This window comes from Sphingobacterium sp. FBM7-1 (assembly GCF_020687765.1).
GTDB lineage: Bacteria > Bacteroidota > Bacteroidia > Sphingobacteriales > Sphingobacteriaceae > Sphingobacterium.
The window spans coordinates 337,784-358,294 of the sequence record NZ_JAJEWJ010000002.1 but is presented as its reverse complement, the minus strand read 5'-3'; the positions used below and the strand labels follow the sequence as shown (position 1 = coordinate 358,294).

Genomic DNA, 20,511 nt, shown 5'->3' with positions numbered 1-20,511 from the left:
TGACGCAGCTGTTTGGGATCAACTGGAGGTACCTTCCCTCGCTAGGTGTGCGGTCTCTTGCAACTGGCCAAACAACAGCATAACGACAAAAACAAATAAGAAAGCAAGCCTATGTTTCACCACTTAGTTCCCGTCTGGCTTCAAATCACTATTCTTCACACTCAACGGCCATTCCCAAGCCTGAACAGCATCCGGTTTTGCAGGATTATACCCTTCAAAATCAATAACATGATCAACCATTGGCAACTGGTTCGCTATCATTCCCTGCAAAACCATTTTTGCTATTTGGTAAGCACCATAAGTATTAAAATGTGTATTATCTTGCAAGGGTTCGGGTTGTCCTGGAAATGTATTAGCGGCATAATGTACCAATGCTTGCTTGGAACCTTCCACCCCTAAGGACTCGTAAAATGTCCGCGTCATTTTATTCAAATCAATCAGCGGAACTTGCAGTTCTTGAGCCACTTTTCGCGCGGCATCAGGATAATCACCCAAGGTATACTGTAACTGCCCATCCGAATCGAAAGCGCGTCGCGCAGTAGACGTCACAATAACAGGCTGCCCCCCTACCGCACGGAAAGCTTCAACAAAATGTCGCATCCGCTCGGTATATCCGTTATAAGCACCGGCTTTATCACCTTTCTCTTTTTGATCGTTATGACCAAATTCAATAAAAAGGTAATCACCGGGTTTGGCAACAGACAGTATTTTATCCAATCGTTTAGATGCCAAAAAAGAACTTAAGGCTAAGCCGGATTCTGCATGATTAGCAACCGCTACCTGATCATCGAAAAACCGCGGGATCATCTGCCCCCACGATGCCCAAGGCTCATGTTCCTGATTCACCACCGTCGAGTTACCCGCTAAAAAGATGGTCGGGACATCCGTCACCTGCTCGATCCGTAGAAAACGGATATGGTTAGTATGTTGAAACTCTAAAGTAAGCTTATCATCCCAATCTAACTTTTCGATTTCCCGAGGCTTTTTTAATTGCACATATTCCCCCTCACGAATAAGTGCATCTTTTCTGTTCACAATAAAGCTGTGTTCGGCGACCGTATGCGGTTGAATCTTAACTTGCTCCAGGTGCAATCTCCGCGATTCGGAGCGTACGGTACTCTTAAAAGTACTATCGAGTAGACCTTGATACCCAATTGTGACCTTATAGTTTCCCTCGGGCAAGTTGACAGAGAAATAAAAAGGTTGGTTACTAAAAAGGGCATCACTCCCTTCGCCAATGCGGACATGCTTTTCGGAACCAAATTCGAAACCATATTGTCCATTGGCATGGTAAGGGATCGCCGTTTTTACGACAACAGCTTCATCGTTATAAGCTTTTCCAAAGTTAAACTCTTGTGGCTTAATTTGAGCGGATAGCGCCAGTGCGCTAAACAGGCATATCGCATTTAAGGCGATACGGCGTAAATTAATCATGTCGATTAGGTGTTAAGTTTATTTCTACTAAAGATATACACGAAGTTATTGTTTTGCTGGTCAGGTTGCAACCTGCCGTCACCTGTTCTTCCTCCTTAGTAAGTGTTGCCCACGAGAGCGCATGTCTATTCCACCCATTTAACCCATTTCGTATCATCATTCCAGCCCGCTTTTACGATCGTTTCAATAAATTGCATACCTCTCACACCATCGTGCACATCTGGAAAATCCAACATTTCCGGCGTGGGTTGTTCACCTGCTTTATACGCTGCCACAGTAAGCGCGAAATTACGGTAGATATTAGCGAAAGCTTCGATAAACCCTTCGGGATGACCTCCCGGCGTTCGTATATTCCATTGCGCGCGCTGACTTAAATAAGGATAGTCTCCACCGATATAAATCGTCTGTTCGGGTTTATGAATCGTATTGAGAAATAGCTTATTGGGATCTTCTTGCACCCATTTCAAACTACCTTTCTCGCCGTAAACACGGATATTAATATGATTCGCATTGCCAATTGCGATCTGACTAGCCGCTAGCAAAGCTTTCACATCGTCCTCCATACGCATCATGGCCGTCCCATCATCATCAATAGGGCGCCCGGGTACAAATGTATTCAGCTCGGCACACATTTCTTGCACCTGCAGGCCGGAAACATATTCGCATAAATGCCAGGCATGCGTTCCAATATCACCCATACATCCGGCCTTTCCCGACAAACTAGGGTCGGTTCGCCACCCCGCGTTATTTCCACTTTCAATTTCAATGCGCTCCGCCAGCCAGCCTTGCGGATACTCTACATAAATACGGCGGAGTTTACCTAATTCGCCTGCCGCTATCCGCGTCTTCATTTCCTTAACCGCCGGATAGCCGGAGTAGACGTGCGTCACGGCCAAAACCAATCCCGTTTCCGCCACTTTCTGCTGTAAAATTTTCGCTTCTTCCAAAGAAAACGTCATGGGTTTATCCAACACCACGTGTATCCCATTGTTCAAGGCAAGCATTGCCGGTTCGAAATGATGTTTGTTCGGCGTTACGATGACGACAAAATCCATTCGTTCCTCTTCCGGCAAGACCATTTCTTTTTCAAACATCTCCTGATACGAACGGTATATGCGGTCGTCCGGAAGATTATAATACCTTCCGGAGTCTAGCGAAACCTCGGGCTTTGAACTAAAACACCCACAAACCAATTCAATCTTATTTTCCATCAGCGCTGCCCGCAAATGGATCGCACCGATAAAGCCGGTCAACCCACCACCGACCATGCCCATCTTTAGTTTCTTATTTTTCATATTCCACATTAAATAAAAGGTTAAGAAATTTGCGGTAAATGGTAACCGTTATGGTATGCCGATGCTAGGTAACGGTTAGCTTCGGGATCTGTAAATTTTCGACTTTCTTTATTCCAATATAGTTTCTTTCCGGTTCGGTAAGCAATATTCCCCATTTGCGAAAAAATTGCTATATGTGCTCCGGCTTCGATCGGCGCATGCAGCATTGTACGATCTTTACGCGCTATAGCCTGTACAAAATTGGCCATGTGATTATCCAGACCGCGGTCTTGGCTCGCTTGAAACGGTACAGCCGCCATTCGCTCGCCTTCTGGAATAACTTCCCACCCCTTTCTGTTCAGCACCAGTGTGCCATTATTACCGATAAAAGCAATACCATGGTCCTTGCCATAAGGTCCAAGATTAATTCCCGTAGCCTGCTCCCATTGTATATTAAACCCATCAAACTCAAACACGGCCGTCAAGGTATCGGGGGTTTCCGCGGCATCATCGGGATAGGCAAATTTACCTCCCGCAGCCATTACCGATTTCGGATCGGAAACCTGCATACCCAACAGGGCATAGTCTAACATATGCACCCCCCAATCCGTCATTAATCCACCGGCATAATCCCAAAACCAACGAAATTCAAAATGGAAACGGTTTGGGTTAAACGGACGTTTCTCGGCCGGACCTAACCATTTATCGTAATGCACCCCAGCTGGTACAGGTTCATTAGGCTTTACCGGGATGCTCTTCATCCAACCCTGATACGCCCATGCCTTTACTAACCTAATCTCTCCAAGTTTACCCGAGTGCACAAAATTAACAGCATCTCTAAAATGCTGCTGGCTACGCTGCCACTGCCCCACCTGCACAATACTATTGTATTTTAGCGCTGCTGCTACCATGAGTTCACATTCAGCGATAGAATTTCCGATCGGTTTCTCTACATACACATGTTTACCTGCTTTTACCGCATCGATCATTTGTAAGCAGTGCCAATGGTCGGGCGTCCCGATAATAACCGTATCCACTAAATCTCCTTGCAGTAATTCTTTATAATCAATAAAGCGTTTAACCTCAATATCTCTCTCCCGAAGTTCTGCTATCCGCTGATCTAAAACACGTTCATCGACATCGCATAGCGCCGTGCACTGCACATTAGGTTGTTTCAACAATGCCATTAAGTTAGACCAGCCCATCCCTTTCACGCCGATAACGCCCACTTTTAGCGTCTTGTTTTGGGCGGCAAAAGCATTTGCTTTATAGAACATGGTAGAAGCGGCTAGCACCGCAGCACTTTTAATAAAACTTTTTCTTTTCATCATATATAAGTTTTTAATTTCTATAGGTACTATACATCCATTATACATACCGCAACCCCCTAAATGAAATCGGTTGCATAGTGCGCTATGAATTGTTTAAGTTACATGTAATCCTTAACTTTTACAACAATGATGAAAAATTACAACGAAGTTAAAAACTCCAGCCATCACTCTCCCAAATAATAGGATGGCACCGGGGCTTGTGGGTACCCCTGCGAACGCTGCAATACATAGCTTCGATAAATTGGATCCTGCATTAAAGTGATCTTCCGATCTTTTGCCGGAATAGCCGTATGGTAAATACGCAGTTCGCCCGGTAATGCGGTAATCACCTCTTCCCTCCAATCTCCGAAAAGATCGGCAATCATAATAATATCACCATAGATACCCTTTGCAATTTTCTCGCCTTTCCAGTAACCGATGGACTGACTCCTGCCTCCTGACATCGATTCTGCGCCCCAGCGGTTATCATCGCCAAAAAAAAGTTGTCTAACATTTCCTGCATCCCACCATATCCAATTTCGACAAGGCGGCACGTCAGCATTGGAGGCCAGTTTTCTTCCGTCGGCGCTCAACATATATTTATCGGTAGAGCCACCTTTTCTATCTTCTGATGCAAAACACTCTAGCCCCGGACTACTCGGATCGATATCCGCTACCATACCATCTCCTACGTGGAAAGTTTTATGCCCCACACCCCAAATACGTTCCCCCGTATTCGCATCCACCGTACTCACCCCATAACCATTATCAATCCAAGGCTCAATAGCCAAGAATACCTCCATTCCCTCCCGATTCGGATCAATGTCCGTCAAATACGCTTTATCCGAATGCCCCAATCCTGTCGACCAACGCAACGTTCCATTGCTATTCAGCATGCAAGATCCCAACAAGATTTCATCTTTTCCATCGCCGTCTACATCCCCGCTAACCATGTTATGTGCACCTTGGCTTCGGACAACCGGATTTTCCTCGTCACCATCCCATCGCCATAATTTTTCCAATTTCCCATTATTTAGCTGCCATGCATCCACCACCATCAATCTATAGGTGCCTCGCATCGCGAGGATACACGGTGTCTTTCCATCTAAATAGGCCATACCGATCTGATTTCGGTTTTGCCGGTTTACATCTCCATACCGATTATTCCGTTCCGGCCAGTCGACACGCGCAATCTCTTTCCCTGTCATACCATCCAATATAGATAGATATTCACTCCCTCCATATATTCGACCGGCTTCATTTTTCAGATAGTCATCCGCTGCAGTTTTCAATGCCACCTCAGCTTTTCCATCACCATCAAAATCGTAGACGATAAAAGGCGAATACCAAACCCCCGGTTCGATACCTAAACCTAAATCCATTGTCCATAGATAAGTACCATCATGTAAGTAAGCTTCTATTTTATACGTTGTTCCATCATCGGGCGTTCGCACGCCCGGATCTACGTTACTATTTGGATGCCGAATGATGTAATCATATTTACCGTCACCATTGAGATCTGCTACCGCTACTCTGCCCGCAGTTACATTTGGATCTTTAAGTTTGACACGATGGTAGTTTGCTCCGTCGCCCCCCACAGGTCCGAAAGACACCTTCTCACTAGTTGTTCTTTCTTGGTCGTTGATCGCCTCCACCCAATAGGTAGCTTGTTTATCTTTGATGGATGTATCTACAAAATCCGTCGTGGCGGTTATTGGTTTTTGGTTTAGTTTCTTTGTCTCCTTCCCCACGCTCCGATACACATTAAATCCAACACCTTCATCATCCGCTTTTAACAACCGCCAACTAACATGGGCAGCCTGCTTTTCATGATTATAAGCAACCGTCAATCCACGATCCAACGGCTCTTCAACTCTTTTTTTTGCAAATCCATTGACATCCGGCTTGGGTGCGTGGTTGGGCTTGAGTATCTCGTACATATAGTGGCGTTCTCTGGTGTCTTGAGAAAACGCCCATGTACCTGTCAAAAAAATCAATAAAGTGCTGTAGAAGATTTGGTAATAGCGCATAGGAAGAGGTTTATTTTATACATGGTGTGTACAAGTTAATAATTTCCGTTCGCTACAGCATCCTGCCCTATCCTGTTATCCTATAAATAGTCGATGACAAAATGGGACAATGCCGTACGTTTACACACTTCGTGGGATACTACGGAGATATGCCCCATACACCGTACGGTTTGCGATGTTTACCAAACGCTTTTCAGCAAAAAGGGAACACATTATGGGAAAAAGGGAACGCTTGGCGGGATACATCATTCCCTCTACACCAAAAAGGGAACACTCTATTGGAAAAAGGGAACACTTCGCGCGATACACCATTCCCTTTTTATGAAAAAGGGGCACCAAAAGATCGTAGACCATTCGGTAAATCTCAGAAATAGTTACTGTTTTTCCTTCCGTTCTTTCAGATATGTAGAAAACGTCCAACAGCCTTAACCGATACCCTACAAATAGACTAGGATACCACAGGTTGCCCGTCCACAAAAAATAGCTTAGTATTGTATTTGCTAGATCGTATATATTAAATCGCTATGAAAAAAATCAACACCCTATGCTTGCTCTTCATGCTGTTATTATGTGGAACGCAGCTATCCGCTCAAGACCACAAAGTTCTCGAGAAAGACCTAACCGGGTACCTTTTCACCTATTTCGGCGGAGGAGAAAATGGGGAAGCCATTCGTTTTGCTATCAGCTTGGATGGTTATAACTATTTTGCACTCAACGATAATGAACCCGTTTTTGACAGCAAACAGATCAGTTCTGCGGGCGGACTACGCGATCCACATATTCTTCGTGCAGAAGACGGCAAAACTTTTTATATGGTCGCTACGGATATGATGGCTTCCAAAGGCTGGGATTCCAACCGAGCCATGGTATTGCTGAAATCGACCGATCTAGTCAATTGGAGTTCCAATATCGTCAATATCCAGCAGAAATATCGCGGACAAGAAGACCTAAAACGCGTATGGGCTCCTCAAACGATCTATGATAAAGAGGCGGATAAATACATGATTTATTGGTCAATGAAACACGGAGACGGCCCGGATATTATTTATTATGCTTATGCCAACAAGGACTTTACCGATCTGGAAACTGAGCCCAAACAACTATTTTTCCCGAAAGATGGCAAACCGTGCATTGATGGCGACATTATCCATTATCAGGATAGCCTTTACTATATGTTTTATAAAACCGAGGGACACGGGGATGGCATTAAGCTCGCGACCACTACCTCGCTTACTTCCGGCCAATGGAACGAAAAGGAAGGATATAAACAACAAACCCGAGAGTCTGTCGAGGGCTCCAGCGTATTTAAGTTGAACAATTCGGACACCTATATCCTGATGTACGATGTTTATCGCAAGAAAGAGTTTCACTTTACAAAAAGTGACGATTTAGAAAATTTCACAACCATTGATCAGGAAATATCAATGGATTTCAAACCGCGTCATGGATCTATTGTTTCCGTGACCAACGAAGAGCTACGAAGGCTGATCGACAAATGGGGAAAACCAGCAGGTCTCCCAGACATCAACAAAAACCCGATTATAACGGGCTATTACGCCGACCCGGAGATTATTTATTCGCAACGCGACAAAAAATATTACCTCTACCCTACCAGTGACGGATTCTTGGAATGGAGTGGTCATTATTTTAAAACGTTCTCTTCCGAGAATCTGGTGAATTGGAAAGATGAAGGTATTATCCTCGATTTAGCGAAAGATGTCCCTTGGGCGCGTGAGAAGGCTTGGGCACCTTGTATCATCGAGAAGGAGGAAGACGGTGCCTATAAATATTACTATTATTACACCGGAGCAGGGAAAATCGGTGTGGCTGTATCTGACGAGCCAACCGGCCCATTTGTCGATTCGGGCGCGCCATTGGTCGACTGGAAACCGGAAGGTATCAACAGAGGTGCCGAAATAGACCCCGATATATTTCACGATCCAGTATCCGGCAAAGATTATCTCTATTGGGGAAATGGTTATGTAGCTGTCGTCGAACTAAACGACGACATGGTGTCGATGAAGAAAGAGACGCTTCAGACCTTTTCGTTACCCCACTTCCGGGAAGCCGTCGAAGTCTTCTACCGCAACGGCATCTACTATTTTCTATATTCGGAAAACGATACGCGTAGCGAGGATTATCGCGTGCGCTACGCCATGTCTAAATCACCGACAGGGCCGATGGAGATCCCAGAAGACAACCTTATTTTGGTGAAGGATGTGGAGAAAGGAATCTACGGCACGGGGCATAATTCGGTTTTACAAATCCCCAAAACAGACGAGTGGCACATCGTTTATCACCGCTTTAGCCGTCCCAACGGCATTGATATGGGGCGCGCCGCTGGATACCATCGCGAGGTGTGTATAGACCGCCTACAATTCAACGCGGACGGAACGATTAAAAAAGTGGTGCCGACTTTGTAGTCGGCACCAACAAGTTTACTCCACCATTTTATAGATCTCGGTTCCGGCAAGCAATACACATCCCAAGCCGTAATCTTCAAAGTCCGGCATTTTATCTACCGTTACGGGCTGGCCGTCTTTCGGTTCTTTACCAGTAGATTGTACATAGCCTAAGAAACCGTTTGGTTGCAAGGCTTCGCTCGTAATAGCTGTCCAGCCCTTTTCTACGATCGGCAAGTAAGTTGCTTTATCTAGGATACCGTTGTTTATACCCCAGGACATGCCATACACAAACAGAGCCGTACCCGACGTTTCTTTCCCGCCAAAATGATTCGGATCATGCAAGCTTACATTCCAGAAGCCATCCGGGCGCTGTAAAGGAGCCACACCTTCGGCAAGATTTTTAAAATCTGCTAGATATTCCGCATAATGCGGATCGCTGGTCGGCAACTCCTGCAAAACAAGCGCCAACGCCGCTAATACCCAACCGTTACCCCGCGACCAATAGCAGTCTTCGCCATTAGGCTCTGTATACGGTGGAACAAAATCTTTATCACGCCACCATAATTTATCTTCCGGATTGTATAGACCATTTCCTCCCTCCACATATTTGATATGATGGTACATCTTGTACATATAATCAAAATACTTGGTATCGTTGAGCGTTACACCCAACTTCACAAAGATCGGCATAGCCATCTGGATCGCATCGATCCAGGTCCAATCGTTGTAACGGCCACTACTGATTACCGAATCAATGTTCGCTTTAATCGCTTCCAAGCGTACAGGCTGTGGATCGATACGGTAGAGATCAATGTAGGTCATCCCACAATTTTGGTTGTCGGCGTGGCGTGTATACACTTCGCCGCGTACCGGCTTCCAATCGTGCTTCTCGCCCCATTCTACCGCATAATCGTAATACCTTTTTGTCGGATCGATCTTATAGAACGCCATTAATCCTTCGTAATAGACGCCACGTGTCCAGATATTTCCGCGGCGCTCTTTATTGGTAATAATGGTTTTTCCCGGATCAGGCCACTTCTCCATGAAGTAATCATTCGCTAAGCGCATTTGCTTCACAACTTCTTGCTTTGTCGTGAAGTCTTGGGCCATGGAAGCAACACTTCCACAGCCTAATAACATAAATAAAAATAGTTTTTTCATATCGCCTACGGCATCTTTTTAAATCCTTCTTTCTTAATTTTCCATGAACCATCTTTCGGGAAGCCTGGGAAATCACCTTCCGAAGCATCCCAACCTTCTAACATCATCGCTACTGCAGTCAATGTACCTCCATTGCCCGGCAGATAGATCCGCAATCTTCCATCTTGGTAATTATGTCCGTTCTTAAGATAGGTATTTGTCTGGATATCCATAAATAACGCATCTAAAGCTTTCTCCGGTAAATTCAGGCGCGCAGCATTCATAGCCGTCATCGGAAAATCCCATCCCCAAGTTTTTTCCCAAAACCATTTTTCCCAGACGGTATCCAAAGTATTTTTCATAATAGCTTTGTCCAACTTCGGAGATTCCGGAACCATACCCAATGCGCCCAAAACCGCCGGATGATCCGTCATCCATTTCGGAAAGGTATACGAATCCGTTGCGGTTTCAGTAGCGAGATAAACGTCGCCCTGTACCGGTAATGGCGCCAGTTTGTTAATTACGTCATCCCATTCGGCAACCCGAGGTTCACCTAAACGCTCTTTCCATTCTTGTGCAATGCGCAATGCCCAGTCCCAGTAAGCCACCTCATAGGTAGGATTGATAGTTTCGGCAGCGCGGAAAACCTCCTGTGCCGGGATCACACCCAATCCGAGGTTATAGCGATCTTTTTCTGCGTCATAGTAGGCGTAGTCTGCCATAAACTCTGCCGAAGCAAAAACTAAATCTTTATATTTTTCCAACACCTTGCTATCTTGCTTATCGCGATAGGCCAATTCCGTCATATAAATGATATGCGGTTGCTGCCAAATTAGGAAAGCCGCTACGGAAGATGGACTCTCGTTGCCGTCGTTGTCGGACATTTTGATCCAACGTACACCCTTATACCCTTGTCGTTCGGCCAAAGCTTTTGCTTTCTCAAACGTATGGAAATAATAATTCAGCGTTTTTTCCATAATCTCCGGACGTCCCCAAAGTGCGAAATGTACCCCATGCCACCAATGCATCTCCGTGTGCGGTTTACCATACCAACTGTTAAAGGTCAGACCGGTTTCCTGCGGTGGAAAATCACCGCCACACTGCACCTTCGTTAAATATTGAGAAAGTACAAGACGACGCTCCAATTCATGCGCGCGCGGATCTGTACTACCATCAAAATCTACCGCTGCACCACTTTCCCAATAAGCTTGCCAACCTTCCTGACTTTCTCCCGCGACCTTATCATAGGCTGGTGCGCTAGCCGAAAAATTGTTCTGCTGTGCAAAAGCGAATGAAAACTCAAATGTTTCCAACGAGGATGAAGGTGTATAGACGAAATAATGCTTACCGGCTTCTGCAACTTCTCCCTTGGTGTAATCTAAACCCGTGAAGTAATTTGTTCCCGAAAGAACATGCTCCAATACGGCCGACTGCTCGTCATGGCGAATAAGCTTACTTTCGTGTTGATCTTCCTTTTCATAATAGGCGGCTTCATCTAGAAACTGTCCGCTCGGGAAGGGGTAGCGCACAAATACTTGTAGACGCTCATCCGCGATCAATGGAGAAGAAACTTTTACCGCAATTTTATCTGCTGACTGCGCCGCGGCTGTCCACACCTCTACCGATTCACCTTCTACCGTAAATTTACTGTGGATAAGTCCGGTCCAAAGATCCAGTGTCTGTTCCGCTTGCTGGATATCATCGACTGTGGCTTGTTCGCCATTTTTCAACGTGAATTGTAGGCCCACGTTCCCCAGCTGCAGACGATGCGGATTCACCCGGTAATATTCTGTCGCTTCGGTATTCCGCCCCCCTTCTTTATGTTGAACACTGTATTTTGCGTCCCTGCCCTCATTATTAAAATCGTATGATTTGAGGGTCTCTTCAAACCGGTAATTGTCATCGTTATCGAAGGTGTTCCAACCCCATTCCGACTGGGTTCCCAACGACACACCCTTTTTGTAATATACCGGAAAGGACTGCATACCCGTGACATCTACGGTATACGCAAAAACACCGTTACCGACAGTCAGGGAGGCTAAGGTATCGGCCGATTGATTAACGATATTGTGTCGCTGCACAACCGCTTTTCGATCAATTTTTTCACGCTCTGGCGTCTGGCAAGAGGCGAAAATCAAGAGGGCTGCGCCAAGCCCTGTTATCAAACTTCTACTCATTTATATCTATTTATATTTAGCAATCTATTTCTCATTTTGTAAGAGTGTAGCCGCAATAAGGCCGACTACCACATCGTTAGTTTCTGCAACAAGCTGTAACGACTTCAATTTTTTGGAGCCATCCAGCGGTAAGTCCAGAATCGTCGCGGCACCACCGTCCACGGCTCGGGTTGTATACCCTTTAATCTCGGTGTACTGCTTTTTTTCGCCACCGCGGTATAATTCACCAGTTTTTAGTGCTACCCGGTAAGGGATATCCGCATCGGGAATTTCGAATGCAAAGTTATCATCGAGATAATCTTGTTCGATCGGCCACCAATTTGTCGGGTTTTTTAATGCTAAAACAGCTTCTTCCCCATCTTCGTAGACCACTTTGACACGTGCGTTAACCATCTGTGACTGCATGGGATTGGTTGATCCAGTCATCAATAAATATACCTTGTCCGCCTGACCCGACAGCGGTATCTCCTGTACCGTTGGATAATTATCCCATTGGCTGACAAACAATACGTTTTTAGACGTGCCCTTAATCAAGAAGGGAATATCCAGGTAATTGACCACCTCCTGCTTACGTGCTGCCATCAAACCACTATCATCAATATTCGCCTCGATCAAAGGATAACACCAGTTTCCGATACCTTGCCACGGTAGTTGTAACGTTGGCACATCGGTACGTGGCGATAAGTAACGCTGCTCAAAGATGTCTCCTACCCGCGCGTTATAGTGGGCAGAAAGATCTTGGGTGTGGTATGTACCCTTATTTTGTATTTCCCATTGCACCTGTTTCACGGGTACCTGTGTCCCGGCGACATCGATTTGAAAAATATTAGTCCCTTTCGTCAACAATTGGTCGGATAGTTCAATTGCCGTAACAGTTGCGGGCGAAAACGACACGTTTTCGTCAAAACCTACACTTTCTATCCGGCCGGCCAACTGCTTATCCGTATAATTTCGTAAATGCAAGTAATTTACATCCCCCTTCGCCTGAACATCAATTCCCACCGGATCCAGCAGCGATACATCCACAGCATGCCACCAAGTCAGGTTTCCCTGTTTCAGCTTCACGAAGAAGCTACCTTTACGGCTTTGCTGTACAAAGGAAAACGTATTGTCAGATTGCCCCGTGAGGAGCTTTTGCGGATCGTAAACCTCGATGAGTTTCACACTGGATGGTAAGGCGAGGGTAAACGCTTCCGTGTAAGATTGTTCGACCAACGCATTTTCGGGAAAATCCAATTGACCTACACCGTTTATCTTCACGACAAATTCTGTCGCGGCAGGTGCTTCAAACGTCAGAACAGGTTTATTGATCGATGATCTTTTCACCCTCCAATCTATCGATTCTCCATTCACCTCAACCGAATTCATGTAGGCAAAGTTTAGCGGCACTTCCATGCTTAAAACCACCGGTTGTTCGTATTGGGTTTGGATCGTATAATATAGATTTTCAGCATCTCGTCGAAACGCATAACTCCACTCTGGAAGTTCGATCTCCGCAAAATCCCAATCTGACGGGAAGCCCGGTTTTACTAAAATCCTTTTATCTAACAATTTAGGATAAAAACCAAACAGCCCTTCCGTTAATGTCCGTGAAGCTACCCCAATAGGATCTGCAAAATCTCGGTATAATTCACCCCGGAAGGCGTCATAATGTGACAATTGTTGAAAGTTACCTGGACTAATCCCATGATACATACTTTCCATGATATTACTCTTCCACAGACGGAAGGCATCATCTCGCCGTCCCGATTGCCAATAGGCTAAAGCGCCCTGCAGATTCTCGGCTAGCGCCACGTTGTTGACTGACCACGTATAGGGTTGCCAAGTTGTTGTGGCTAAAGTATAAAGCCCTTCCTGCTCTTGTCCCTCGACCTGAACGGGAATATGGGGCAGGTGATTATCGATATAGCGGGTGTTTTGATAACTGTCGAATTCATCCAACAAATAAGCATCTGCTATATGATAAATCGTCCATAGCCCCGGCTTATCGTGCACCAACTGCTGTCCCAAAGCATCCTGATATTCGGCAAAATAGCCTTTCTCTTCTAGCCAAAGTCGTTCCCGTAACGCCTTACCAATCTCCGCTGCTTCTTTTTCATAAAGCGAAGGATCTTTGCCGAGCAGTTTTGCGAGTTTAGCTGCTGCTTTGTTCGCCCGATAATTATAGGCAGAGGTATGCGCTACTCCTCCTCCCGAATATTGTAATCCATCACTTGCCCATATGGCACAGTACGCATCATAAAGTCCACCTCTTTTGAAGTTACGACGCTCCCAATCCAAATGACGCTCGATCGTAGGCCACATTTCCCGGGCATACGTCAGGTCACCCGTGTAATCGAAATGACTAAATATCTGGTCAAAAAACACGAGGTTCATATCGTAGTGATGCGCTACGGTATTATTATTGGGATTGCGGGAGATATATCCACTCGAAAACATGGACGTTCCCATTTCCTCGATATGCCGGGCTAAATGTAACGCCGTATCCATCACCACTTTTGCCTTAGCCGGTTCCAATACCTGGGAGTTTGCATAGCTGGAGAAATGTTCTTTGGCCCGATCATGCCATCCCAAAGCATCGGCGGAATAGGCTCCTCGCCAAGCATTTAAACGCATGCGCCAGGCTACCGCTCCGTGCAAAAAGGTCGGACTCTCCCACACCCCGTCAGCTGCTACGGCTAAAGCCCCTCCAAACGTATTTAAGTATCGATCGGGCGTTTTTAATTTTACACGTTTTGCCAACGTTAAACGCCTCTGCTCGGCAGCGTCATATCGCTCAGACAGGTCTTTCTTGTTATATTTCCGTCCCGCTAGCTGCCCCTTCGCTACTTGGATATATACCGGCTGGCTTCCCAAACCATAGGTGTTGTAAACGATAGGACTACCCTGCGCTCCCGTTTCCGTCAATTTAGTCAAATCATCCAGCACTTTAGCGTCAGACAGTCGGATTTGATCCGTATCGGAAAAGGTTCCGTATACAAACTCTGGGTTCCCCTTTCCATCCAAATAGGTCAGCTCAAAATTATTGCCTGCTAATTGATAGCGGTTATTGACTGCATATTCCGGCAATAGATAAAAGCCAGATTCGGGATCCGCGCCAATGTCGCCGCCCCGACTAAATTTACGTCCGCTAGCACCGCCAAAAACGGTGTGTATCTTCGCGTCGCTAGGCATCCCATTTGCTTCCAGCTTGACGATCATTCCCTCTTCCTCCGCTTGTGCCAATACCGTGATACGGATTTGCCCACTGCCAATCAAAGGATCCTGTATTTGATACAGCATCGATCCGGAACGATAGCGTGTTTCAATATGGGCTGCATCAATCAGTTTCTTAAACTTTCCGTTGCTCTCTAACACAAATTGTAGGTTCCCAGCCATGCCCGGCATGTAGAGCGCAAACTCCGGTAGGTCGCCCGCTTCTACACGCGAGGGTTTATGCGTCCCATAGAGCGCCCGATTAAAACGATACTTACCGTTAACCAGTAAAAAATCACCCTGGTCTTCCGTATAATGCAAATGACGATTATTATTTTGCCAATGCTTAGACTGTGCCATGCCAGCCAACGTACAAACTCCACTCAGCAGGAGTACCGCTACAAATCTCTTCACCATAATTACTCGAAAGAATTATCTACTTTCCTGTTTATTTCTATTTTTCTTATTAACACCTATAGTTTTTAATCAATTACTCTTTTGCAAATTCAAAACATCGGTCCGCAGGTCGCGCCCTTTCTCTATCTGCGCGTCGGTATGCGCTCCATGAATATGGATATCGGCCGATCGACGCCCGGACACCTGAAACACCGTCGAAGGAACGTCTGTTTTTAATCCTTCAATGCGTACATCTTGTACATTTCGCAGGATAAGTGCCGGTCCTGCTTCCGGATAAATGGCGACATTTCGGAAGTTGATTTTCTTCGATTCTAGCAATTCACCCCCCACTTTTGAATGGACAACAAAGTTCTCTACATTGATGTTATCAATCATGTGTTCCGGCAGCCCGTAAAAATAGAGTGCTCTTCGAGCACTTGCACACACCACATCATTGATATAAATATTTTTAAATGTTGGCGTCGTTTCATCCACCGGTGGAATCTCTTCTATGATCTTGGATTCATCGCCATCTTCCAAGGTTTCCACCACCGATTTGCCACCATAATAGAGGTTGAAGTGAAGCGGCTCAGTAGCGATATCAAACATACTAATATGACGAATAAAAATATTCTCCACTACGCCCCCACGACCTCTACGGCTTTTAAACCGCAACCCAACATCTGTACCCAGGAACTGACAATTAGACACAAGAATGTTTTTAACACCGCCAGACATCTCACTACCGACGACAAAACCACCGTGCCCTTTAAATACGGTACAATTGTCGATAATGACGTTTTCAGTCGCGAGATTACGCTTCCGACCATCCTCATCTTTGCCGGATTTTATACAGATCCCATCATCACCCACATCAAAGGTGCTATTGACGATAATCGCATTTTTACAGGATTCCAGATCCAATCCATCGCCATTCTGTGCATAGGATGGGTTCCGCACCTGCACGCCATCCAAGATCACATTTTCGCACATCAATGGGTGGATGTTCCAGGCCGGGGAGTTTTGGAAAATCACCCCCTGTAAGAAAACGTTCCGACATTCGATAAAACTCACCATTACCGGCCGTAGAAAGTCTCTTACCGACATCCACTCTTCTTCCGTTTTTAAATGGCGTGGCACATTCATATCGCTGATGGTATCACCGTGGAGGTATTGCGCAGACGGCATCCAATAATTATCCCGTTTAAACGCTCCGCCGGATGCGGTCGCCCGTTTCCAATAGCTTTCCGTCACTTTCTCTTTCTTTAACGGGCGCCAGTAATGTCCATTTCCATCGATGGCTCCGTTGCCCGTGATCGCAATATTTTCCAGGTTTCTTCCCGAAATAGGCGACTGGCACCGACGGGTATCCAAGCCTTCAAACGAGGTTTCCACCAGCGGATACAAATCTTTATCAGGAGAAAACAAGATGATCGCCCGATCTTCCAGGTGTAGGTTGATATGGCTTCTGAAAACAATAGGCCCTGTAAACCATACGCCGGCAGGGACTACTAAGCGGCCCCCACCCTTCTGGGAAAGCGACTCCATCGCGTCAGCAAACGCCTTCGTGTTTAACGTTGTACCGTCACCGACTCCTCCAAAGTCGCGAATAGACACTTCGTTGTCAGGAAACACAGGTTTAGAAAGCAGGGGCATCTCAAACGGTAGATCGGCATATAAATAACCGTAATCGGTCGGTCTGGAATCTTGGCTTTGTACGGATAAGCTACCGAAGCATACCAGCGCGACTAACATGGTTTTTAAGCGACAAAACATTTTTCTCATGATTGTATTTTTATTCATTTAATTTTAATCGATAATCTTTACGGATCGAATCGATGCCGAATTTGCGCGGCTATTTGCTCCTTTAAGCGTAGCTCCCCCCGAGTTTATACTCATGTACCAAGCATTCGCATTGACCGCACCGGATACGCTGCTACTCCAATAATACCCCGTGGAATTCGCATTGCTCAGATTACCATTGCTCCGGCTACGCCATCCACCTATGGTATACCAAGTTTCGCCAGTAGTCGTCTGCACCAGGTACCCCAAATTCGTGGCATCCCACGTCGCGTCGGCAAATATGCTGGCAGCCTTGTCGGTCCCCGAAGCAGCCTTTAGCCATACATCTGCCGGCGCGACCATATACCCTTCCGGTGAGGGGTCGTAGATAGATTTACGCAAAGTAGAGAACGCCGGATAATTATAACCTTCCGGATTCCCCCACAACGCATCGTCCGCATAGTACAACCAGTCGTGCGCGTAGCGGAACGGACGCGATCCGGTGCTACTGCCCGTCTGCGACGAACGTATAAAACGTGTAGGATTTTGGTTGGCGTATTCGATCGACCCTGTGGACGCCCCACCGGCGACAACAGGCAGACTTACCGTCCCGTTGCTGCCATACATCGTAGCATTTGAGTTTTGGCCCAACGTACCTGTACTAACGAAAGGATCCTTGCGCCCCCATTGATAGAGCATGCCGATGGATCGCCAATCACCTGCCGTTGCCGACACCGCGCCTAAGTTACGGTCTAAAACGGTGTACGCATTACCTTTACCGTTCACACCAAGCGATATCTCCTGGGTCTCGGTAACCCAGATATGATACGACCAAAGGATCTTCGCATCCGCAGCGTCGGGATCCTCCTTATCGTAAATAGCGATCAGCGCATTTCCGGGCTGTCCGTTGAGCTGTGCCGTAAAAGATTTACCATCTACGGCGAGCACGACCTCACCCACAAAATCCGTAGACACATCGTTCCATAACATTTTGGCGGAACGCGGTAATTTGTCTTCATCATCATTCGGATGATTTTCGTAGGTATAGCGTAGACTCGTGGTGTAATAAGGCGTACAGTCCACGGTAACCGAGGTAGCGCCAGGAGCAACGATCACACTGTTCGCTTTCCCATAATAATCCGTTTTGGCCATCCATTCGATATCATCCAACGCTACAGCCAAAACTTTCCCGCTTTCAATACGCTCTCCCGTGAGGTTGACGGTGCAGCTTCCTACCCCCTTAAGAGTAGCAAATTTGATCTGCAACGCTTCGCTAAAGGTTCCAGGAGGTAGTGCGATAAACACTTCTTGACCATTGGATATATCGATATCCCCTTTGAGTGTCACTTTCTTTGAGGCCTGTTCTTCGAGAAGTTCGATCTCCCCGTCTTCGGCATCAACGTTTATCGTCCCGGCCAGAAAGTCGCTTTCCGAAGACACGGTTACAGACGTGATAGCGGCGAACATATCGTTGCTCGGAATAACTAGTTTCAGCGCGCCGGAGACCACATCCATCGTCATGCTGTCTAGCCGTTCGTTGTCCGTTAGGCTATATAATGGAAAAGCAGCCGGATCGACACTTCCTTTTACATATTTTTGGGTTTGGGGTAAAGTAAATTTGACATTTTGTTTGGAAAACTCCGCACTCGCCGGGTAATAGACCAGATATTTGGGTTTAACCGGCACATCATAAAGACTGACTAAACCGTTATAAAGCACGGGATAAGCTTCTCCGTTGATACCAACTTTGTCGTTCGCTTTAATCTGATAGCGCAACTCACTCGCTTCACTGATCGACAAAACAAAGGAATTAGGCTGTTCGACGATGATTTGTTGTAGATCATCTTTAGAACAATTTGCAAATAGAACAGCGATAAACAATATTTGCAGACTTTTTATCATGGATTTCATAGGGATATTTATTTAGAAGAACCAATAGAAAACGCGTAGTTTTCGATGTTCATGTAACCATTATTTGCAAGTTTCGTTGCATCAGTCGGATCGTTCTTATCTAGGTCATACTGATCTTCAAAACTATCCGGCATACCATCGCCGTCGCTATCCAAAGGTTTCTCGCCGGTCTTGATTTCACCGAGCCCTCCCAAAGGAAACTGCTGCGTATCCCGTTCGTTTTGGATAATTGTCCCTTTAGTACCTAATGAAGTTAATTCTTCAATCAGATAGCTATCCACCTGATCGCGCGCTGGTAAACTCGCACCCCCGTGTTCTACAATCCATGCATATGCGTCTGCTGCATTTGTTTGTTGCCCTATTTCCGGAAATATATTTGGTCGAGCGGAGAGGAATACCGGATTTCCCGAGCAATATTCTTCCCAATTGGAGCTAGGTATAATCTCCACACCATTCAGTGCACCGTCTTTGTCGTGATCGTAAAGATTTCCGGCAAAAAATGCACTAAAGTTTTCATTTCCACCCGTAAAAGGACGAGCAGGGTTCATCGGCACCAATTGCAGTTCTAAACTACCGTCATCCAGTCTAACCTCCTGCCAGTTGACCACAGGTCCCTTAATGAAATAATTATCTTCTATACTCGTAATCGAAAGTCCAGCAGACTCACCGCCCATATCATAAGCCGTGCCGTTACCCCAATTGTACACCACATTATTAACAAATTGGTTTAAACCCTTCACTTTCGGATTACGCGTTTTGTTATCGATATACAAGTTACGGTACAAGGTAATACCGTTTTCTTCCGTCGTTTGCATCAAACCGCCACAGGAATGGTTTTGCAACCCTTGGCCAATAAAAGAATTCTGAATGGTAATGTTCCGCGTCGTATTACTGTTTATGGAAAAGTTCTCGTCCCTCCCCCAAGTAGCCGACATGTGGTCAAAGATCATATTTTCTCCAGACGCAATCCCCATAGCGTCTTGGCCGCTCGGACCATTTTTCCCCATTCGGACACGGATATAACGGCAAATAACATTGGAAGCACCTGAAGCAGACATCCGATCCCCATATAGCACAATACCATCTCCGGGCGCAGTCTGCCCTAAGATGGTGAGATCAGAACTAAGTACCAGTACACTACTGAGATGGATAACCCCGGCCACGTCAAACACAATAATTCTCCCGGGTTTGCTGACCGCATCCCGCAGCGAACCTTCTCCGCTATCTTCCAGCGTAGTAACACGGTACACATCTCCCCCGCGTCCGCCGGTTGCGAAACGACCGAAGCCTTCAGCTCCGGGAAACGCGACGACTTCACCATAGTCGGGGAATGGTCCCTGACCGGGTTTCGTATAAATGCGTATTCCGTCGAGATCCGCTTTGCTACAGCCAGCGGTTCCTATTCCCGCAAAAAGCAGGAGGGCAAGCGTTTTTCTAAAAAAAGGGTTACTCTTCAT

The 20,511-nt window shown here is 46.1% G+C and carries 12 protein-coding genes; 2 read left to right on the top strand and 10 right to left on the bottom strand.

Annotated features, from left to right (window positions below):
* Nucleotides 1-123: 123 nt before the first annotated feature.
* From LKO28_RS05850 to LKO28_RS05835, 4 genes are all read right to left on the bottom strand, one after another.
* Nucleotides 124-1,434: a rhamnogalacturonan acetylesterase gene (locus LKO28_RS05850; RefSeq protein WP_227693773.1), complete on the bottom strand. Its 1,311-nt coding sequence runs from the start codon at nucleotides 1,432-1,434 to the stop codon at nucleotides 124-126.
* Between the two features lie 125 nt (nucleotides 1,435-1,559).
* The gene (locus LKO28_RS05845) at nucleotides 1,560-2,729 is read right to left on the bottom strand and encodes a Gfo/Idh/MocA family protein (RefSeq protein WP_227693772.1); all 1,170 of its coding nucleotides are present in this window, start codon (nucleotides 2,727-2,729) and stop codon (nucleotides 1,560-1,562) included.
* A gap of 20 nt (nucleotides 2,730-2,749) precedes the next feature.
* Nucleotides 2,750-4,039 (bottom strand): Gfo/Idh/MocA family protein, encoded by a 1,290-nt coding sequence (locus tag LKO28_RS05840; RefSeq protein WP_227693771.1) that lies wholly within the window; start codon nucleotides 4,037-4,039, stop codon nucleotides 2,750-2,752.
* Between the two features lie 164 nt (nucleotides 4,040-4,203).
* Nucleotides 4,204-6,048 (bottom strand): hypothetical protein, encoded by a 1,845-nt coding sequence (locus LKO28_RS05835; protein WP_227693770.1) that lies wholly within the window; start codon nucleotides 6,046-6,048, stop codon nucleotides 4,204-4,206.
* Nucleotides 6,049-6,141: 93 nt separating this feature from the next.
* Here LKO28_RS05835 and LKO28_RS05830 point away from each other — a divergent pair, with 93 nt between their 5' ends.
* Nucleotides 6,142-6,477 carry a hypothetical protein gene (locus LKO28_RS05830; protein WP_227693769.1) on the top strand — a complete coding sequence of 112 codons (336 nt, stop codon included), beginning with the start codon at nucleotides 6,142-6,144 and terminating at the stop codon, nucleotides 6,475-6,477.
* A gap of 95 nt (nucleotides 6,478-6,572) precedes the next feature.
* A complete protein-coding gene (locus LKO28_RS05825) occupies nucleotides 6,573-8,471 on the top strand; it encodes a family 43 glycosylhydrolase (RefSeq protein ID WP_227693768.1) in 1,899 nt (632 codons plus the stop codon).
* Between the two features lie 15 nt (nucleotides 8,472-8,486).
* On the opposite strand, the gene LKO28_RS05820 is transcribed toward LKO28_RS05825, so the two are convergent.
* The 6 genes from LKO28_RS05820 to LKO28_RS05795 all read right to left on the bottom strand — a co-directional run bounded on the left by LKO28_RS05820 (nucleotide 8,487) and on the right by LKO28_RS05795 (nucleotide 20,511).
* A complete protein-coding gene (locus LKO28_RS05820) occupies nucleotides 8,487-9,614 on the bottom strand; it encodes a glycoside hydrolase family 88 protein (protein WP_227693767.1) in 1,128 nt (375 codons plus the stop codon).
* A 5-nt stretch (nucleotides 9,615-9,619) separates the two neighbouring features.
* On the bottom strand, nucleotides 9,620-11,770 hold the full coding sequence (locus LKO28_RS05815) for a hypothetical protein (RefSeq protein ID WP_227693766.1): 2,151 nt from the start codon (nucleotides 11,768-11,770) through the stop codon (nucleotides 9,620-9,622).
* Nucleotides 11,771-11,794: 24 nt separating this feature from the next.
* Nucleotides 11,795-15,382, bottom strand: coding sequence for a DUF4450 domain-containing protein (locus tag LKO28_RS05810; protein WP_227693765.1), 3,588 nt, complete (start codon nucleotides 15,380-15,382; stop codon nucleotides 11,795-11,797).
* A 69-nt stretch (nucleotides 15,383-15,451) separates the two neighbouring features.
* Entirely contained in the window at nucleotides 15,452-17,146 is a 1,695-nt protein-coding gene (locus LKO28_RS05805) for a glycoside hydrolase family 28 protein (RefSeq protein WP_227693764.1), read from the bottom strand.
* 24 nt (nucleotides 17,147-17,170) lie between these two features.
* Nucleotides 17,171-19,054, bottom strand: coding sequence for a hypothetical protein (locus tag LKO28_RS05800; protein ID WP_227693763.1), 1,884 nt, complete (start codon nucleotides 19,052-19,054; stop codon nucleotides 17,171-17,173).
* A gap of 8 nt (nucleotides 19,055-19,062) precedes the next feature.
* Nucleotides 19,063-20,511 carry a polysaccharide lyase family 1 protein gene (locus LKO28_RS05795; protein WP_227693762.1) on the bottom strand — a complete coding sequence of 483 codons (1,449 nt, stop codon included), beginning with the start codon at nucleotides 20,509-20,511 and terminating at the stop codon, nucleotides 19,063-19,065.